Origin of the sequence: Pseudomonas sp. 2VD (genome assembly GCF_005503585.1) — a bacterium.
Lineage (GTDB): Bacteria > Pseudomonadota > Gammaproteobacteria > Pseudomonadales > Pseudomonadaceae > Pseudomonas > Pseudomonas aeruginosa.
The window spans coordinates 1-15041 of sequence record NZ_SCND01000125.1 but is presented as its reverse complement, the minus strand read 5'-3'; the positions used below and the strand labels follow the sequence as shown (position 1 = coordinate 15041).

Annotated in this window: 12 protein-coding genes and 1 pseudogene; 2 read left to right on the top strand and 11 right to left on the bottom strand. The window is 67.2% G+C overall.

What is annotated here, in order from left to right; translation table 11 throughout:
- From FFS27_RS15510 to FFS27_RS15465, 10 genes are all read right to left on the bottom strand, one after another.
- Positions 1–1675: PqiB family protein (locus FFS27_RS15510; protein ID WP_137952088.1), on the bottom strand; the 1675-nt coding region annotated here is incomplete at its 3' end.
- Positions 1668–2288 carry a paraquat-inducible protein A gene (locus tag FFS27_RS15505; protein ID WP_003144230.1) on the bottom strand — a complete coding sequence of 207 codons (621 nt, stop codon included), beginning with the start codon at positions 2286–2288 and terminating at the stop codon, positions 1668–1670. The genes FFS27_RS15510 and FFS27_RS15505, both read right to left, overlap by 8 nt.
- A gap of 661 nt (positions 2289–2949) precedes the next feature.
- A complete protein-coding gene (locus FFS27_RS15500) occupies positions 2950–4533 on the bottom strand; it encodes an aldehyde dehydrogenase (NADP(+)) (protein WP_003144232.1) in 1584 nt (527 codons plus the stop codon).
- A 128-nt stretch (positions 4534–4661) separates the two neighbouring features.
- Positions 4662–5657, bottom strand: a complete 996-nt coding sequence (gene araD1 / locus FFS27_RS15495; protein WP_021264758.1) for an AraD1 family protein — start codon at positions 5655–5657, stop codon at positions 4662–4664.
- A 27-nt stretch (positions 5658–5684) separates the two neighbouring features.
- The gene (locus tag FFS27_RS15490) at positions 5685–6860 is read right to left on the bottom strand and encodes an L-lyxonate dehydratase (RefSeq protein ID WP_003111006.1); all 1176 of its coding nucleotides are present in this window, start codon (positions 6858–6860) and stop codon (positions 5685–5687) included.
- Between the two features lie 30 nt (positions 6861–6890).
- Entirely contained in the window at positions 6891–8213 is a 1323-nt protein-coding gene (locus FFS27_RS15485) for an MFS transporter (RefSeq protein WP_003123448.1), read from the bottom strand.
- 185 nt (positions 8214–8398) lie between these two features.
- Positions 8399–9649: an OprD family porin gene (locus FFS27_RS15480; protein ID WP_011666668.1), complete on the bottom strand. Its 1251-nt coding sequence runs from the start codon at positions 9647–9649 to the stop codon at positions 8399–8401.
- A 172-nt stretch (positions 9650–9821) separates the two neighbouring features.
- Positions 9822–10835, bottom strand: a complete 1014-nt coding sequence (locus FFS27_RS15475) for a 4-hydroxythreonine-4-phosphate dehydrogenase PdxA (RefSeq protein ID WP_003123450.1) — start codon at positions 10833–10835, stop codon at positions 9822–9824.
- Positions 10832–11791 (bottom strand): amidohydrolase family protein, encoded by a 960-nt coding sequence (locus tag FFS27_RS15470; protein ID WP_003123451.1) that lies wholly within the window; start codon positions 11789–11791, stop codon positions 10832–10834. Before FFS27_RS15470 ends, FFS27_RS15475 begins: the two co-directional genes overlap by 4 nt.
- The gene (locus FFS27_RS15465; protein ID WP_010794164.1) at positions 11784–13109 is read right to left on the bottom strand and encodes an MFS transporter; all 1326 of its coding nucleotides are present in this window, start codon (positions 13107–13109) and stop codon (positions 11784–11786) included. Before FFS27_RS15465 ends, FFS27_RS15470 begins: the two co-directional genes overlap by 8 nt.
- 266 nt (positions 13110–13375) lie before the next feature.
- On the opposite strand from FFS27_RS15465, the gene FFS27_RS15460 reads away from it, so the two are divergent.
- The gene (locus FFS27_RS15460) at positions 13376–14389 is read left to right on the top strand and encodes a Bug family tripartite tricarboxylate transporter substrate binding protein (protein ID WP_017001613.1); all 1014 of its coding nucleotides are present in this window, start codon (positions 13376–13378) and stop codon (positions 14387–14389) included.
- Positions 14390–14416: 27 nt separating this feature from the next.
- Positions 14417–14959, top strand: coding sequence for a tripartite tricarboxylate transporter TctB family protein (locus tag FFS27_RS15455; RefSeq protein ID WP_137952087.1), 543 nt, complete (start codon positions 14417–14419; stop codon positions 14957–14959).
- On the opposite strand, the pseudogene FFS27_RS33620 reads toward FFS27_RS15455, so the two are convergent.
- A pseudogene (locus FFS27_RS33620) lies at positions 14934–15041 on the bottom strand (hypothetical protein); the annotation flags it as partial. The gene FFS27_RS15455 and the pseudogene FFS27_RS33620 overlap by 26 nt on opposite strands.

The window sequence follows — 15041 nt, the reverse complement described above, 5'->3', positions numbered from 1 at the left end:
TCAGTACCCCGGAGAGGTCCGGGTTCAGCTCGACGCTTTCGATCTTGCCGATGTCCAGGCCCTTGAAGCGGATCGGCGTGCCTTCGCGTAGGCCGTCGGCATTGTCGATGCTCAGCTGGATTTCCACGCCACGGGCCATCGCCGCCTCCTCGCTGTCGAAGAGGGTGAAGCGACGCACCTTGGTCACGGTCGGTGCCTTCGGATCGAGGGTGTCGAAGGAAATCCCGCCGGTGATCAGGGTCTGTAGCGACTCGCTCTTCACCTGCACGCCGCTGAGGTTGCCGGTCAGGGTGATCCCGCTGGAGTTCCAGAAGCGCGTCGAGGTATTCACCAGGTGCGCGTACTCCGGCTCGATGTGCACACCCACCACCACTCGCTGGCGGTCGCGCGACAGCTGGTAGCTCTGCACGCTGCCGACGCGGACCTGGCGGTAGAGGTTCGGCGCGCCGATATCGATCGAGCCGAGCTTGTCGCTGGTCAGCACCAAGTGCAGGCCGGGCGCGTCGGTGTTCAGCGGCGGCGCTTTCGGGCGGATGGTGAACTCGCGACTCGGCGCGCCGCTCTTGGCGAAGCGCACATCGATATAGTTACCTTTCACCAGGGCCTCGAGGCCGGTGATGCCGGCCAGGGAGATGCTTGGCTTGACGGTCCAGAACTCGGTGCCTTCCAGCAGCATGTCCTCGACCCGCGGATCCATCGCCAGGTCGGCAGTGGCGCTGCTGTAGTCCTTGCCCATGTCGATCGACTTGACCAGGCCGACCTGCACGCCGTTGAACATCACCGGGGTGCGCCCTGGATCGATACCACTGACGTCGTTCATCTTCAGCTTCACGCGCAGACCGGCCTGGGCCGCGTCGTAGTCGTCGTACAGGCGGAACGGCTTGCTCGGATCGGTCGGCGGGCTGTCGCCTCGACTATCGGAAGTAGCGAAAGCGATACCGCCGGCGACCAGGGTCAGCAGCGACTCGCTATGCACCTTGAAGCCGGACAGGCCGCCGGAAATGGAGATGCCGCTGGCGTTCCAGAATCGCGTGTGCTTGCGCACTAGGTCGGCGTAGGCCGGCTCGATGTGCACCTTGATCTCGATGGTCCTCTGGTCATCGCCCAGCTGGAAGCTCTTCACCTGGCCGACCTGGATCTGCCGGTAGAACACCGGGCTGCCCTGCTCCAGGGAGCCCAGGCGATCGGCCTTGAGGGTCAGGTGCAGGCCGGGCAGCCTGTCGGAAAGGGGGGGCGGCTGCTTCAGCGCGGTGAAGTTGCGTTCTTCCTTCTCGCCCTTCACCGGATCGACCGCGATGTAGACGCCAGATACCAGGGTTTCCAGGCCGGTGACGCCAGCCAGGGAAACCCGCGGCTTGACCAGCCAGAAGCGGGTACCCTTGCTCAGATACTGGCGCGCCTCCTTGTCCATTTCGATGGTGGCCACCACGCCCTTGATATCTTCGCTGACATCCAGCGCGACGACCTTGCCGACCGCGATGCCCTTGTACAGCACCTCGGTCTTCTTCGCCTGGATGCCATCGCTGCTCTCGAAGCGCACCTGGATCAACACCCCTGCCTGGTCGTAGGCGCGCCAGCCCAGCCAGGCCCCGATAGCCAGGGCCACCAGCGGCAGCACCCAGATCGCCGACCAGTTCGAGGTCTTGTGTTTCTTCGGGCTTGGCAAATCACTCATTCTCGTCGTCCAGATTGGTGTTGTCCCAGATAAGCCGGGGGTCGAACGTCACGGCGGCGAGCATGGTGAGCACCACCACGCTGGCGAAGGCGGCGGCGCCGAGATTGGCCTCGATGCTCGCCAGGTTGCCGAAATTGACCAGCGCCACGAGGATGGCGATGACGAAGATATCGAGCATCGACCAGCGCCCGACCCATTCGATGAAGCGGTACATCATGATTCGCTGGCGGGCCGACATCGGCTGGTGCCGCTGCACCGAATAGAGCAACAGGGCGATGCCGACCAGCTTGAAGGTGGGGACGACGATACTGGCGACGAACACCACCAGGGCGATGGGAAACATGTCGGCCTGGATCAGGGTCACGACCCCGCCCATGATGGTCGCCGGGGAGCCCTTGCCGAGCATGTTGACGGTCATGATCGGCAACAGGTTGGCGGGAACGTAGAGAATCATCGCCGAGATCAGCAACGCCCAGGTACGGGCGATGCTGCTCGGCCGCCGAGGATGCAGCTTCGCGCCGCAGCGACTGCAACGCGGATGCTCGTTCCCGTCGGCGCGATTCAACTGGTGGCACTCGCCGCAGACCAGAATGCCGGCATCGATCGCACGCATTGTCGTTCTCCAGGATCTCTGCCGGGACGGTGATGGTTTGTCGTCGTCCAGCACGGCGGCCAACCTGTGCCTTGCCCGGCAGGGAATGGGCACGGGGAAACCACCTGTCGGGGGAGGCTGCCGTCGGAAGACGATTCTGTTCGGGGCGTTACAGCGATGGCATGGGTTCGGCCACTCACGCGCATCAGTTGTCCGCTCGGCTCGATCTGGCCAGGCTGGGCCGGACTCGCTATTCATGCCGCTTGGACGACGATCGAGCGCTGGGATCGCATGATGCTTATATAGTTCACATGAGTCAATATTGTCTCATGTGTTTTTCACCATCGCGCTATACGGAGCCAAGCGGCGATCCTGCCAGGGAGGCATCATGGCATTCGCCACGGAAGGAAGGACCCCCGGAGAGATTGTGGCGCGCCTCCTGTCTCATGCCGATGCAAGTGGCGGTATCGGCCGAGAATCCCTCGACACCGAGAAGCGGCTTTTCCGCGTCCAGGCATGGGACGATAGGAGCGCTCGGGTAGCCCTGGATCGATACTCGCTTTGCTCATTCGGGGTACAGGCAGGAACACCGGCGGGCCTCTTCCGGGGCTCCTCCAGTGTCCTGCTGCACACCTCTGAGGCTTCGATATCCTCCGAACCTCGTCTTTGCCCGGTTCCTCTTTCAGTCAATCGCCGCCCGCGTCTCAACCCCGTCCACCAACCGCGCAATCCCCAATGGGTTGCCATCCTTCAGCGCTTCCGGCAGCCACGCGTCCGGGTAGTTCTGGTAGCACACCGGGCGCAGGAAACGGTCGATGGCCAGGGTGCCCACCGAGGTGCCGCGGGCGTCCGAGGTGGCCGGGTACGGGCCGCCGTGGACCATCGCGTCGCAGACTTCCACGCCGGTCGGATAGCCGTTGAGCAGCAGGCGCCCTGCCTTCTGTTCCAGGAGCGGTACCAGGTCGGCGAAGGACGCCAGGTCTTCCGCTTCGGCGATCAGGGTCGCGGTGAGCTGCCCGTGCAGCCCATGCAGCGCGCGCTTCAGTTCGGCGTGGTCGGCGACCTCGACGACCACGCTGGCCGGGCCGAAGACTTCTTCCTGCAGCAACTCGTCGCCCTCCAGCAGCAGGCTGACGTCCGCCTGGAACAGTTGCGGCCGGGCCTGGCGGCCCTCCTGCGGTTGCCCGGCGAGATGGCGGACGCGCGGGTGGGCGTGCAGCGCCGCCAGGCCTTTTTCATAGCTGGCCAGCGTGCCGGCGTTGAGCATGGTCTGCGCCGGCTGGTCGTCCATGCGGGCGGCGAAGCGTTCGAGGAACGCCGAGAATTGCGCAGAGCGGATGCCGATGACCAGCCCGGGATTGGTACAGAACTGGCCGCAGCCGAGCACCACCGAGGCACTCAGTTCGTCGGCCACGGCCTCGCCGCGCTTCTTCAGCGCCGCCGGCAGCAGCACCACCGGGTTGATGCTGCTCATCTCGGCGAACACCGGGATCGGTTGCGCCCGGGCGGCCGCCATGTCGCAGAGGGCGCGGCCGCCCTTCAGCGAACCGGTGAAGCCGACCGCCTGGATCGCGGGGTGGCGGACCAGCCGCTCCCCTACTCCGCCGCCGTAGATCATGTTGAACACGCCCGCCGGCATGCCGGTGCGCTCGGCCGCGCGGAGGATCGCCGCGGCGACCCGTTCGGCGGTGGCCATGTGTCCGCTGTGCGCCTTGAACACCACCGGGCAGCCGGCGGCCAGGGCCGCGGCGGTATCGCCGCCGGCGGTGGAGAACGCCAGGGGGAAGTTGCTCGCGCCGAACACCGCCACCGGGCCGAGGCCGATCCGGCACTGGCGCAGGTCGACGCGTGGCAGCGGCTTGCGTTCGGGCCGGGCGCGGTCGATGCGCGCGCCATGGAAGTCGCCGCGCCGCAGGACTTCGGCGAACAGGCGCAGCTGGCCGCTGGTGCGGCTGCGTTCGCCCTGGATGCGCGTGGCCGGTAGCGCGGTTTCACGGCAGACGATGGCGACGAAATCAGCGTCCAGCGCGTCGAGTTCGGCGGCGATGGTATCGAGGAATTCCGCGCGGCGGCTGGCCGGCAGTTGCCGGTAGTGCGGGTAGGCGCTGGCGGCGGCTTCGGCGGCGGCGTCCACTTCTTCCGGGGTGGCTTGCACGAAGCGGTACGGCAGCGCCTCACCGCTGGCGGCGTCGAGGCTTTGCAGGAAGAGCGTGCCGGCCGCGCTGCGGGCGCCGCCGATGAAGTTGTGTCCGAGGATGGCTGTCATGTCGACCTCATACAGGGGAAGCCCCGCCGGGGATGGCCGGCGGGGTTGGAGCCAAGGCTCCGCAGGAATGAAGGAAACCGTGCCGCGGGTCTCTCGTGGAGCTCCGGCCTATGCACGGCGGTGGGGCTTCAGAGCGCTACCACCCGCCCCGGCGTCAGTGCGGTCTCGACGGCGGCGATGCCATTGCGCAGCGGCGCGCCGAACTCGGCCATGGCGATCTCGAAGACATCCCCCGGAGCAGCCTTGATCCCGTCGGCGAAGGACAGCGTGGCGGTACCGAAGTAATGCACGTGGACGTCGCCCGGACGGAGGAACTGCGCGTACTTGAAATGGTGGTACTCGAGGTTCTCCAGGCTGTGGCACATGTTGTCCTCGCCGGAAAGGAACGCCTGCTGCCAGAGCACTTCGCCGTCGCGCAGGATCCGGCTCTCGCCCTGCAGATGGCGCGGCAGTTCGCCGACCCGCAGCTCCGGCCCGTAGCAGCAGGCGCGTAGCTTGGAATGCGCCAGGTACAGGTAGTTGCGGCGCTCCATCAGGTGGTCGGAGAACTCGTTGCCCAGGGCGTAGCCGAGCCGGTAAGGCCGACGGTCATCGCCGATCAGGTAGAGCCCGACCAGCTCCGGTTCCTCGCCGGCGTCCTCGGCGAAGGCCGGTAGCGGGAAGTCAGCGCCGGGGCGCACGACGATGCCGCCGTCGCCCTTGTAGAACCATTCAGGCTGCGCGCCGACCTGGCCCGCCGGTGGCTTGCCGCCCTCCAGGCCCCACCTGAAGATGCGCATGGTGTCGGTCAGCGCGGTCTCGTCGCCCTGGTTCTGCTGGTGCATGCGGTCGCGCGTCGCGGCGCTGCCCAGGTGGGTCAGGCCGGTGCCGCTGACCAGGCAATGGGCCGGGTCGTCATGATCCAGCGGCGGCAGCACCCTTCCCTCCTCCAGCAACCCGGCATAGTCCGGGCCTGGCTCGCTGCCTCGGCGCAGCACCTCTTCGTGCAGGCCGCTGCCCGCGCGAATCGCCGCCAGCCCCAGTTCGCGCGTGCTGCGCACGCCGCGCAGCACCTGTATCCCGGCGCCTTCGACGACGCCGACCCGGCGCTGCCCTGCCCGGTCCTCGAATTGAATCAGCCGCATCTCGGCTCCTCCTGTGGGCTCCGACTATCACTCGATGATGATGAAATCCTTGAGGTGCTCTTCGGATATCTCCAGGCCCAGGCCGGGCTTGTGGTCGTCCAGCTGGATATAGCCGTCGACCGGCTGCGGCTCGCCTTTGAACACGTAGTAGAACAGCTCGTTGCCGACCTCGACGTCGAACACCGGGAAGAACTCGGCCATCGGCGAGGCGGTGCTGGCCATGGTCAGGTGATAGTTGTGCAACTGTCCGGCGTGCGGGATCACCGGCACTGACCAGGCCTCGGCCATGGCGTTGATCTTGCGCGCGGCGGTGATCCCGCCGACGCGGTTGGTGTCGTACTGGATGACGTCCACCGCGCGGCGCTCCAGCAGGTCCTTGAAGCCGTGGCCGGTGAATTCGTGCTCGCCGCCGGAGATCGGCATGATCCCCATCTTCTTCAGCTCGACGTAGCCCTCGATGTCATCGGCGATCACCGGCTCCTCCAGCCAGCGCGGTTCGAACTCGGCGAGCTTCGGCAGCATCCGCCGGGCGTATTCCAGGGTCCAGCCCATGTAGCATTCGAGCATGATGTCGATGTCCGGCCCGGCCAGTTCGCGTAGCGCGCGGACCTGCTCGATGTTCCTGCGCATGCCCGCCGGGCCGTCCTTGGGGCCATAGCCGAAGCGCATCTTCAGCGCGGTGAAGCCCTGGTTCAGGTAGCCCTGGGCCTCTTCGAGGAAGGCGTCGAGGTTGTCGTTGGCGTAGAGCTTCGAGGCGTAGGTCCAGATCTTCTCCTTGGTGCGGCCGCCGAGCAGCTTGAACACCGGCTTGTTCACCGCCTTGCCCATGATGTCCCAGATCGCCAGGTCCACCGCCGAGATGGCTGCCATGCCGATGCCCTTGCGGCCCCAGGCGTGGGTGCGGCGATACATCTTCTGCCAGATGTACTCGTTGTCGAACGGGTCTTCGCCGATGCAGATCGGCGCCAGGTAGAGGTCGACGATTTCCTTCGCCACGCGCGGCGCCAGGGCGCAGTTGCCGATGCCGACGAGGCCGTCGTCGGTCTCGATCTCCACCACCAGCCAGCCGTGGAAGCGGAACGAGCCCATGGCGTCTCCTTTCTCGAACAGGATGTCGCTGGCATTGGTGCAGAAGTGCGCCTGCGGCGGGACGACCTTGCCCTTCCATTCGAAGACGCGGGTACGGACGGATTTGATTTTCATGTCGCAGCTCCTATCGGTGCGTAGTGTGGGTCAGCCGGCCTGCCGCGCTCGCAGCGGGACGGACGACGATCCGGAAGTCTTCAGCCGGGCCAGCAGGCAGGCGCCGAGCAGGCCGACGGCGGCCAGGGCGAACATGCCGGCGCGCGGGTCGGCGAACTGGCTTTCCATGAGGGTCTTGAGGTTCGGCGCGACGAAGCCGCCGAGGTTGCCCAGGGAGTTGATCAGGGCGATGCCGCTGGCCGCGGCCGCACCGCTCAGGTAGCCGGTGGGAAGGGTCCAGAACAGCGGCTGCACCGAGACGAAGCCGGACGCGGCGAAGCAGAAGGCGATCACCGCCAGGCCCAGGTTGCCGGCCAGCGCCGAGGCGGCGATACCGGCTGCGGCCATGCCCAGCATGGCCACCGCGAGCTGGCGATGCTGGCCGCTGCGGTCGGCCTGGCGGGTCACCAGGCGCGTTACCACCAGGGCGCAAGCCCAGGGAATCGCGGTGATCAGGCCGACGTTCAGGCCGACCTGGCCGTCGAGGAAGCTGGCGATGCGGGTCGGCAGGTAGAACACCACGCCGTACACGCTCATCTGGATGGTGAAGTAGACCAGGCAGAACTTCAGCACCTGGCCGCTGCGCAGAGCGCTGAGGAAGCCGTGCGGGCCGCGTGCCTGTTTGCGGGTGTCTTCTTCGGCCAGCTCGCCTTCCAGCGCCCGCTTCTGCTCGTCGCTCAGCCAGCCGGCATCGCGCGGGCGGTCGACCAGGTAGAAGTAGGCGGCAATGCCGACCAGCGAGGCCAGCAGGCCCTCGGTGACGAACAGCCACTGCCAGTTGGCCAGGCCGAAGATGCCGTGGAACTCCAGCAGCCAGCCGGACAGCGGACCGCCCAGCACCAGCGCCAGCGGCAGGCCGAAATAGAACAGGCCGAGCGCCTGGGCACGGCTGCGCTGCGGGAACCAGTAGGTGAGGTAGAGGATGATGCCGGGGAAGAAGCCCGCCTCGGCGACGCCCAGCAGGAAGCGCAGGACATAGAAAGTCATGGCGTCGTCGGCGAACATCATCGCCGCCGAGACCAGGCCCCAGGTGACCATGATCCTGCACAGCCAGACCCTGGCGCCGAGGCGGTGCAGCATCAGGTTGCTGGGTACCTCGAAGCAGGCATAGCCGATGAAGAAAATGCTCGCGCCGAACGCGAAGGCGGCATCGCCAAGGCCGGTGTCGGCTTGCAGGAAGGCCCGCGCGTAACCGACGTTGGCCCGGTCGATGAAAGCCAGTACATACATCAGGACCAGGAAAGGCAGGAGCCGCAGGCGGCTGGTGGCGATCGCCGAGGACAGCAGCCTGGCGTGGTCGTTCATGGCGCTCATGGAGGGCTTCCTTCTTGTTGTTGTTCGACGCGGAGGCGGCATGGCCGCTTGCGTTGGGCCGACTGTAGCCAGGCCGCTCCCGCGCGGATAATCACTTCTGCGCATTCATCGATAACCCCAGGCAATACCTTTTCACCAATCAGCCAATCGCCGGTTATCGGGCAGCAGCGAGAACGGCCCTGCGCTCAGAGCAGCGGCAGGGAATACGAGAGGATCAGGCGGTTCTCGTCGACATCGGCGGCATGGTTGGACCGCAGCATGGCGTTGCGCCAACGCAGGCCGAGGTTCTTCAGCGGGCCGCTCTGGATCACGTAGGCGACGTCCACGTCGCGTTCCCAGGCGCGGCCGTCGTCCATCGCCTTCGTCCGGGCATGGGCGCCGCTGGCGTAGCGGGCCATGGCGGTCAGCCCGGGAATGCCCAGGGCGACGAAGTCGTAGTCGTAGCGCAGTTGCCAGGAGCGCTCGCCGGCGCTGGTGAAGTTGCGCACCTGGATGTCGTTGACCAACGGCGTGCTGGTGCCGGCGATGTAGAGCATCCCGTCGTCGCCGTACATGCGCTGGTAGCCGGCGCCGAGGCTGTGGCGGCCGCGGGTCGCGCTGAAGAAACCGGTCAGCGCGCGATTCTCCAGATCACCGAGCTTCGCGGCACCTTCGTCGCGCGTGTCGAAGAGCCCGACGCTGGCGCCCAGGCGCCAGCCGCCGAAGCTCTGCTTGTGGCTCAAGCTGTAGTAGTCCTGCCGGTAGATGTCTTGCAGTCGCGCCTGCCACAGCCCGACCTGGCTGCGCTCGGCATTGAAGCGGTACTCCGCGCCCAGGTAGTCGAAACGGTCGGAGAACACCCCGCCGCGCCCATCCACCGAGAGGTCCTGGTGGTCGCTGGAGTTGCGCTGGCTGAGCGAACGCATCTGCCCGCCGTGCAGGGTCAGGCCGGCGATTTCCCTGGAGGTCAGCATGCCGCCCTGGAAGGTCTGTGGCAGCAGGCGGCCGTCGTTGCGCAGGAGGATTGGCAGTTCCGGCAGCAGTTCGCCGAGCTTCAGCTCGGTATTCGACAGCTTCAGCTTCGGCGCCACGCCCAGTCGCGCGTAGTCGTCCGCTGCGCGTCCGTCGGCGTGGCGTGGCAGCAGCCCGGAGCCGGCACGATCAGGACTGCTGTCGAGCTTCAGGCCGAGCTGGCCGATCAGCTCGACGCCGAGGCCCAGGGTGCCCTGGGTATAGCCGGATTTTGCCTGTAGGAGAAAGCCTTGGGCCCACTCCTCCTGTTTCGACTGCGCCGCGCCGGGCTGGCGGAAGTCGCGATTGAAATAGAGATTGCGCAGGCCGAGGCTGACGCTGGCGTCTTCGATAAAGCCCTCGGCGCCGGCGAGCGACGGCAGGCCGGCCAGCAGGACCGGGGCGAGCGAGGCGGATTTCAGCAGGTTCGGAGCGGAACGGGTCATTGTTGTTTTTCCTTTTCCCAGGCCGAAGCGAGCCGTGGAGCGCTGCGGCTCCAGGCGATGTGTCTCTCGTCGAAGGTGCGACGCCTCCTGCCCCGCCGCGACGGTACAGGGAGGCGCCAGGGAGCGCGTTACGAAGGGGCGGCGCTCTGGTTGTCGCGTCGCATGCAGGCGATCAGGCTTTGCGCCTGCCCATCCGGCAGGCGATCTCGAACGCCTGGCGGGTGGCGCCGACGTCGGCCCTTCCCTGCCCGGCGATATCGAAGGCGGTACCGTGGGCCGGCGTAGCGATGGGGATCGGCAGGCCGCCCTGGACGGTCACGCCGCGGGAGAAGCCCATCAGCTTGATCGCGATCTGCCCCTGGTCGTGGTACATGGTCACCACCGCGTCGAAGGCACGGGCGTCGCCCTGCACTTTGAGGAAAATGGTGTCGGCGGGATACGGGCCGTCGGCGGCGATCCCCTGTTCGCGCGCCTTCTGCACCGCCGGAGCGATGATGTCCAGCTCCTCGCGGCCGAAGCTGCCGTTGTCGCCGTTGTGCGGGTTCAGTCCGCAGACGCCGATGCGCGGCCGCGCCAGGCCGCTGCGGCGCAGCGCGTCGTCGATCAGGCGGATCGCCTCCCCTACCCGCTCCTGGCTGAGCAGGCCCGGCACCTCGGCCAGGGCTACGTGGGAGGTCACCCGCGAGGTCCAGAGGTCGTCGAGGACGTTGAACTCGCAGAACGGGCCGCCGAACCCCAGGCGCTCGGCGAACCAGTGCAACTCGTCGCTGTGGTCCATGCCGGCCATGTGCAGCGAGGTCTTGTTCAGCGGGCCGAAGAGGATCGCGTCGGTCCTGCCGCTGCGGGTCAGTTCGAGGGCCAGCGCGAGGGTCTCCAGGCTGTAGCGGCCACCGACGGCGCTCGCCTCGCTGCGTGGGAACTCGTCCCCGCCCTGGCTGAGCCAGGGATGCAGCAGTGGCGTGGCGTCGGCGAAATCCAGGGTTTCCAGCGCGTCGATGCGCCGGTAGGGGAATTCGCAGCCGGCGATGCGCATGCCGCGGCGCATTTCCGCTTCGTCGGCGATCAGCACGATGTGCGCCTTCTCGCGCACCTCGGTGTCGGCCAGCAGGCGGGCGATCAGTTCCGGGCCGATGCCGGCCGGATCGCCCAGGACCATGGCCAGTCGCGGTAGGGATGGAGCGTTCATGGGGAAGTCCTCGGGTCGGGCGACGCCTGCTGCAGGCGCACGGTGTCGGGTACGGTGCGGTAGATGCGCCGCGCGTTGCTATGGAAAAGCCGTTCCTGGTCGGCGTACGGCAGGTCGACGACGATGCGTTTGAAACCGCCATAGATGTCGTCGAACGAGCCGCACAGGCTGTCCACCGGGAAGTTGCTGGCGAACATCGCCCGCTCGACGCCGAACAGGGCGATGCTTTCGCGGACGATCCAGGCGTTGTCCTCGACGCTCCAGCGCCGGCCGGCCTGGCCGATGCCGGAGATCTTCAACGCCACGTTGGGGCATTCGGCGAAGCGCGCCATGGCCCGTTGCCAGGCGGCCAGCCCCTCCTCGCTGCGATCGGACGGCAGGCCGGCGTGGTTGAGCACGATCAGCGTATCGGGGAAGTCGCGCGCCAGGCATGCGGCCTCGGCGAGGTTCCACCAGGGTGTCTGCAGGTCGAAGTGCAGGCCGTGCCGGGCCAGCTCGGCATAGCCGCGACGCCAGCGCTCGTCGCTCATCAGGCTGCGCAGCTCGCCGACCTGTTGCGGGCGTTGCGGACCGCCGGGCTTGTGGCGGACGCTGCGGACCCGTGCGAAGCCCGCCTGCGCCGCCAGCACCTCGGCGGCGTCCGGCGCGTCCAGCCAGGCCTGCGCCACCACTGCGTGGGGCGCGCCATGGCGTTCGGCGAGGTGATGCACGAAGCGTGTTTCGCCGAGCGGATCGCGCGGGTCCCACTCGGTTTCCACGTAGACCGTCTCGACCACCCGGTGTGCGCCGACGTCGCCGAAGTAGTCCGCCGGCAGGTAGCGGCGCTTGATCGCGCTGTAGTCGCCGTAGCGGAACGGAATCTTGGCGTCCTCCGCGAGCCAGGGGTGGTAGTTCGCCTGCGGGTCCCAGAAATGATGATGGGCGTCGACGATCGGCCCGTCGTACAGCTCAGCCATGCTTTGCCTCGGTCTTGTCCAGGGAAATCAGCAGGGTGCCGGCGATGAAGGCTGCCGAGCAGAGGGCGAAGAAGCCCAGCACCGCGGCATATCCGCCCAGGTGTTGCAGCAGCAGCCCGACCAGGATCGGCACGGCGATGCCGCCGAGGCTGCCGGCCATGTTCATCACCCCGCCGACCAGGCCGACCCGGGCCGGAGTGGCGAGCAAGGCCGGAAAGCTCCAGTACAGGCTGCCCCACATCAGGAAGAAGGCGGTCAGCGCCAGCAGGGTCACGGCGGCATAGGCATCTTCCAGGCTCGGCAACAGCAGGAAGGCGACCAGCGCCGCGAGGCCCGAGACCGTCAGCAGGCCCTTGGCCGCCAGGCCGCGGCGCACGCCCTTGCGGATCAGCAGGTCGCAGAGGAAGCCGCCGACCAGGGAACCGACGGCGCCGCAGAGGAAGATGACGAAGGTCGCGGCGCCGATACCCTTGATATCGAAGCCGCGCGCCTGCGCCAGGTAGCTAGGACCCCAGGTCAGCAGGCCGAAGAACACCATGGCCCAACTGGCGCGGCCGAGGACGATACCGACCAGGGAGCGGCCGGCGATGCCCAGTCTTCCGCCGGCCTGGCAGTCCGCTTCGGCGAGCGGGGTGGTGCGGTCGGCGTTGATCCGGCCCAGCTCGGCGGCGTTGACCCCGGGATGCTCGGCCGGGTCGTCGCGCAGGTAGTGCCAGGCCAGCCAGGCCATGGCCAGGGTGGCGATGCCGGCGATGAAGAAGGCGCTGCGCCAGGAGCCGAGCACGGCGATCAGGTAGGCGATGACCAGTCCGCCGAGAGCGACGCCCAGCGGCCCTCCGCAGTCCATCAGCACGGCGCCGCGGCTGCGTTCGCTGGAGCCCAGCCACAGCGAGTTGAGCTTGCCGCCGGAGGGGAACAGCGGCGCTTCCGCCGCGCCCAGGGCGACCCGGGCGAACATCAGCGACAGGCCGCCGCTGGCGAAGGCCGCGAGGGTCTGGAAGGCTCCCCAGAGGCCGGTGGACCAGCCGATCACCCGGCGCGGGCCGTAGCGGTCGATCAGCCAGCCGCCGGGAATCTGCAACAGCGCGTAGGCCCAGAAGAAGCTGCTGAGGATCAGCCCCTGCATGCTCGGCGTGAGCTGGAATTCACCGGCGATGGTGGGCATGGCGATGGACAGCGAGACCCGGTCGACCAGGTTGATCACCGTCAGGGCGAAGACGATGGCGAAGATGCGCCAGCGGACGTTGCTGGGTTTTGCGGCAGTGGCCTTGTCCTGGGCAGGATCAGCCTGGAGCACGGCGGTCTGTGCCTGAGCCATGGGTCGTACCTCTTTTATTGTTGTTCTTGTGCTGCGGAACTGGGTTGGCAGGTCCGGCACGCCCACTATCCGGCTTTCCATCGATAACCGTCTAATCAAAGCTGCTCATACGGCCATTTCCTACGGTTATCGCTCCAGGTATCCGACATCCGCTTCCACTCATAACCCCAGGCTATCGGTGTATGCCTTATTTTGAGTGGACGCTTATCGGTGCGCTTCGCACACTCCGCTCTACCCATAACAACAATGACAACCAGAGGTCCTCCATGCGTACCGCATATGCGCGCTCCGTCCCCTCCTTCCTGGCCGCTTGCGCCCTGCTCTGCTGCACCACCCTGCCCGCCCTGGCGGCTGCCTGGAAACCCGAAGAGAACCTGGAGATCGTCGTCGCCGGCGGTCCCGGTGGCGGCACCGACCAACTCGCCCGCCTGGTCCAGTCGGCGATCAGCCAGAACAAGCTGCTCGACGTCAACACCGTGGTGCTGAACAAGGGCGGCGGCAACGGCGCCGAAGCCTTCCTCGACCTGAAGCTGGCCAAGGGCAACGCGCACAAGCTGGTGATCGGCACCAACAATGTCTACCTGCTGCCGCTGGTGGCCCGGCTGGGCTACCAATGGACCGACCTGACGCCGGTGGCGGCGGTGGCCGAGGACGACTTCATCCTCTGGACCTACCAGGCGGCGCCGTGGGCGGACGCCGCGGCGTTCCTCGCCGATCTGAAGAAGGACGCGACAGGCATGCGCTTCGGCGGCAGCCAGTCGAAGGACGTCGACCAGACTCTAAGCCTGCTGCTCGGCAAGCAGGTCGGCGGCAAGCTGACCTACATCCCCTTCAAGAGCGGCAGCGAGGCGTCCATCCAGTTGGCCGGCAGGCACATCGCCGCCAACCTCAACAACCCGGCGGAAAGCCTCAGCCAGTGGCGCGGCGGCCAGGTCCGGCCGCTCTGCGTGTTCAGCCACGAGCGCATGATCTACACCGCCAAGGTCGCTGCCGAGCAGTCCTGGGCGGACATCCCCACCTGCCACGAACAGGGCCTGGGCATCGACCAGTACCGCTTCCCGCGCACCGTGTTCCTGCCCGGCGGAGTCAGCGACGAGCAGCGCGCCTTCTACGTCGAGTTGATGCGCAAGGTCAGCCAGACCGCCGAGTTCAGGGACTATGTCGAACGCTCGGCGCTGGCGCCGACCTTCCTCGCTGGCGAGGACCTGGTGAGCTACATCGAGAAGGACCGCCAGCGCGTCATCCCGCTGTTCCAGGAAGCCGGCTGGCTTCGCCAGTAACCCGCGTAGCGCGACCAGGAGACGAACATGTCCAGCTCATCCAATGCGCCGCTGGTCGCCACCCGCTGGGTGGAGATCGGCCTGGCGCTGTTCACCGCCGCGCTCGGCGCGATCGTCATGTACGGCAGCCAGGATATCGGCATCGGCTGGGGCGACAGCGGCCCCGAGGCCGGCTATTTCCCCTTCTACATCGGCCTGCTGCTGAGCGCCGCCAGCCTCGGCAACCTGCTCATGGCCCTGTGCCGCTGGCGGGCGCTGGGTACCTCGTTCGTCGCCCGCGCGGCCTTTCGCCGGGTGCTTGCGGTGTTCCTGCCGATCGCCGCCTACGTGGCGGCCATGCCGTTCGCCGGGATCTACCTCGCCTCCGCGTTGTTCATCGCCTGGTTCATGTGGCGCGACCGCAGCCGCGACAAACCCTACGGCGTGCCGCTGATCGTCACGCTGTCCTGCGGCGCGGCGCTGGCCAGCTACCTGGTCTTCGCCGTCTGGTTCAAGGTGCCGCTGGATGCCGGAATACTGGCCGACCTCGCGGCCTTCGTCGGGAGCGCCGCGCCAGGCTGTAGCTCATGAACGAGGCTGCGGTGGGGCCGCCCGGAGTGACGCCCATCCAGCAGCCGACCAGCGCGCTGCGCAGCCAGGTCAGCCAGTAGCG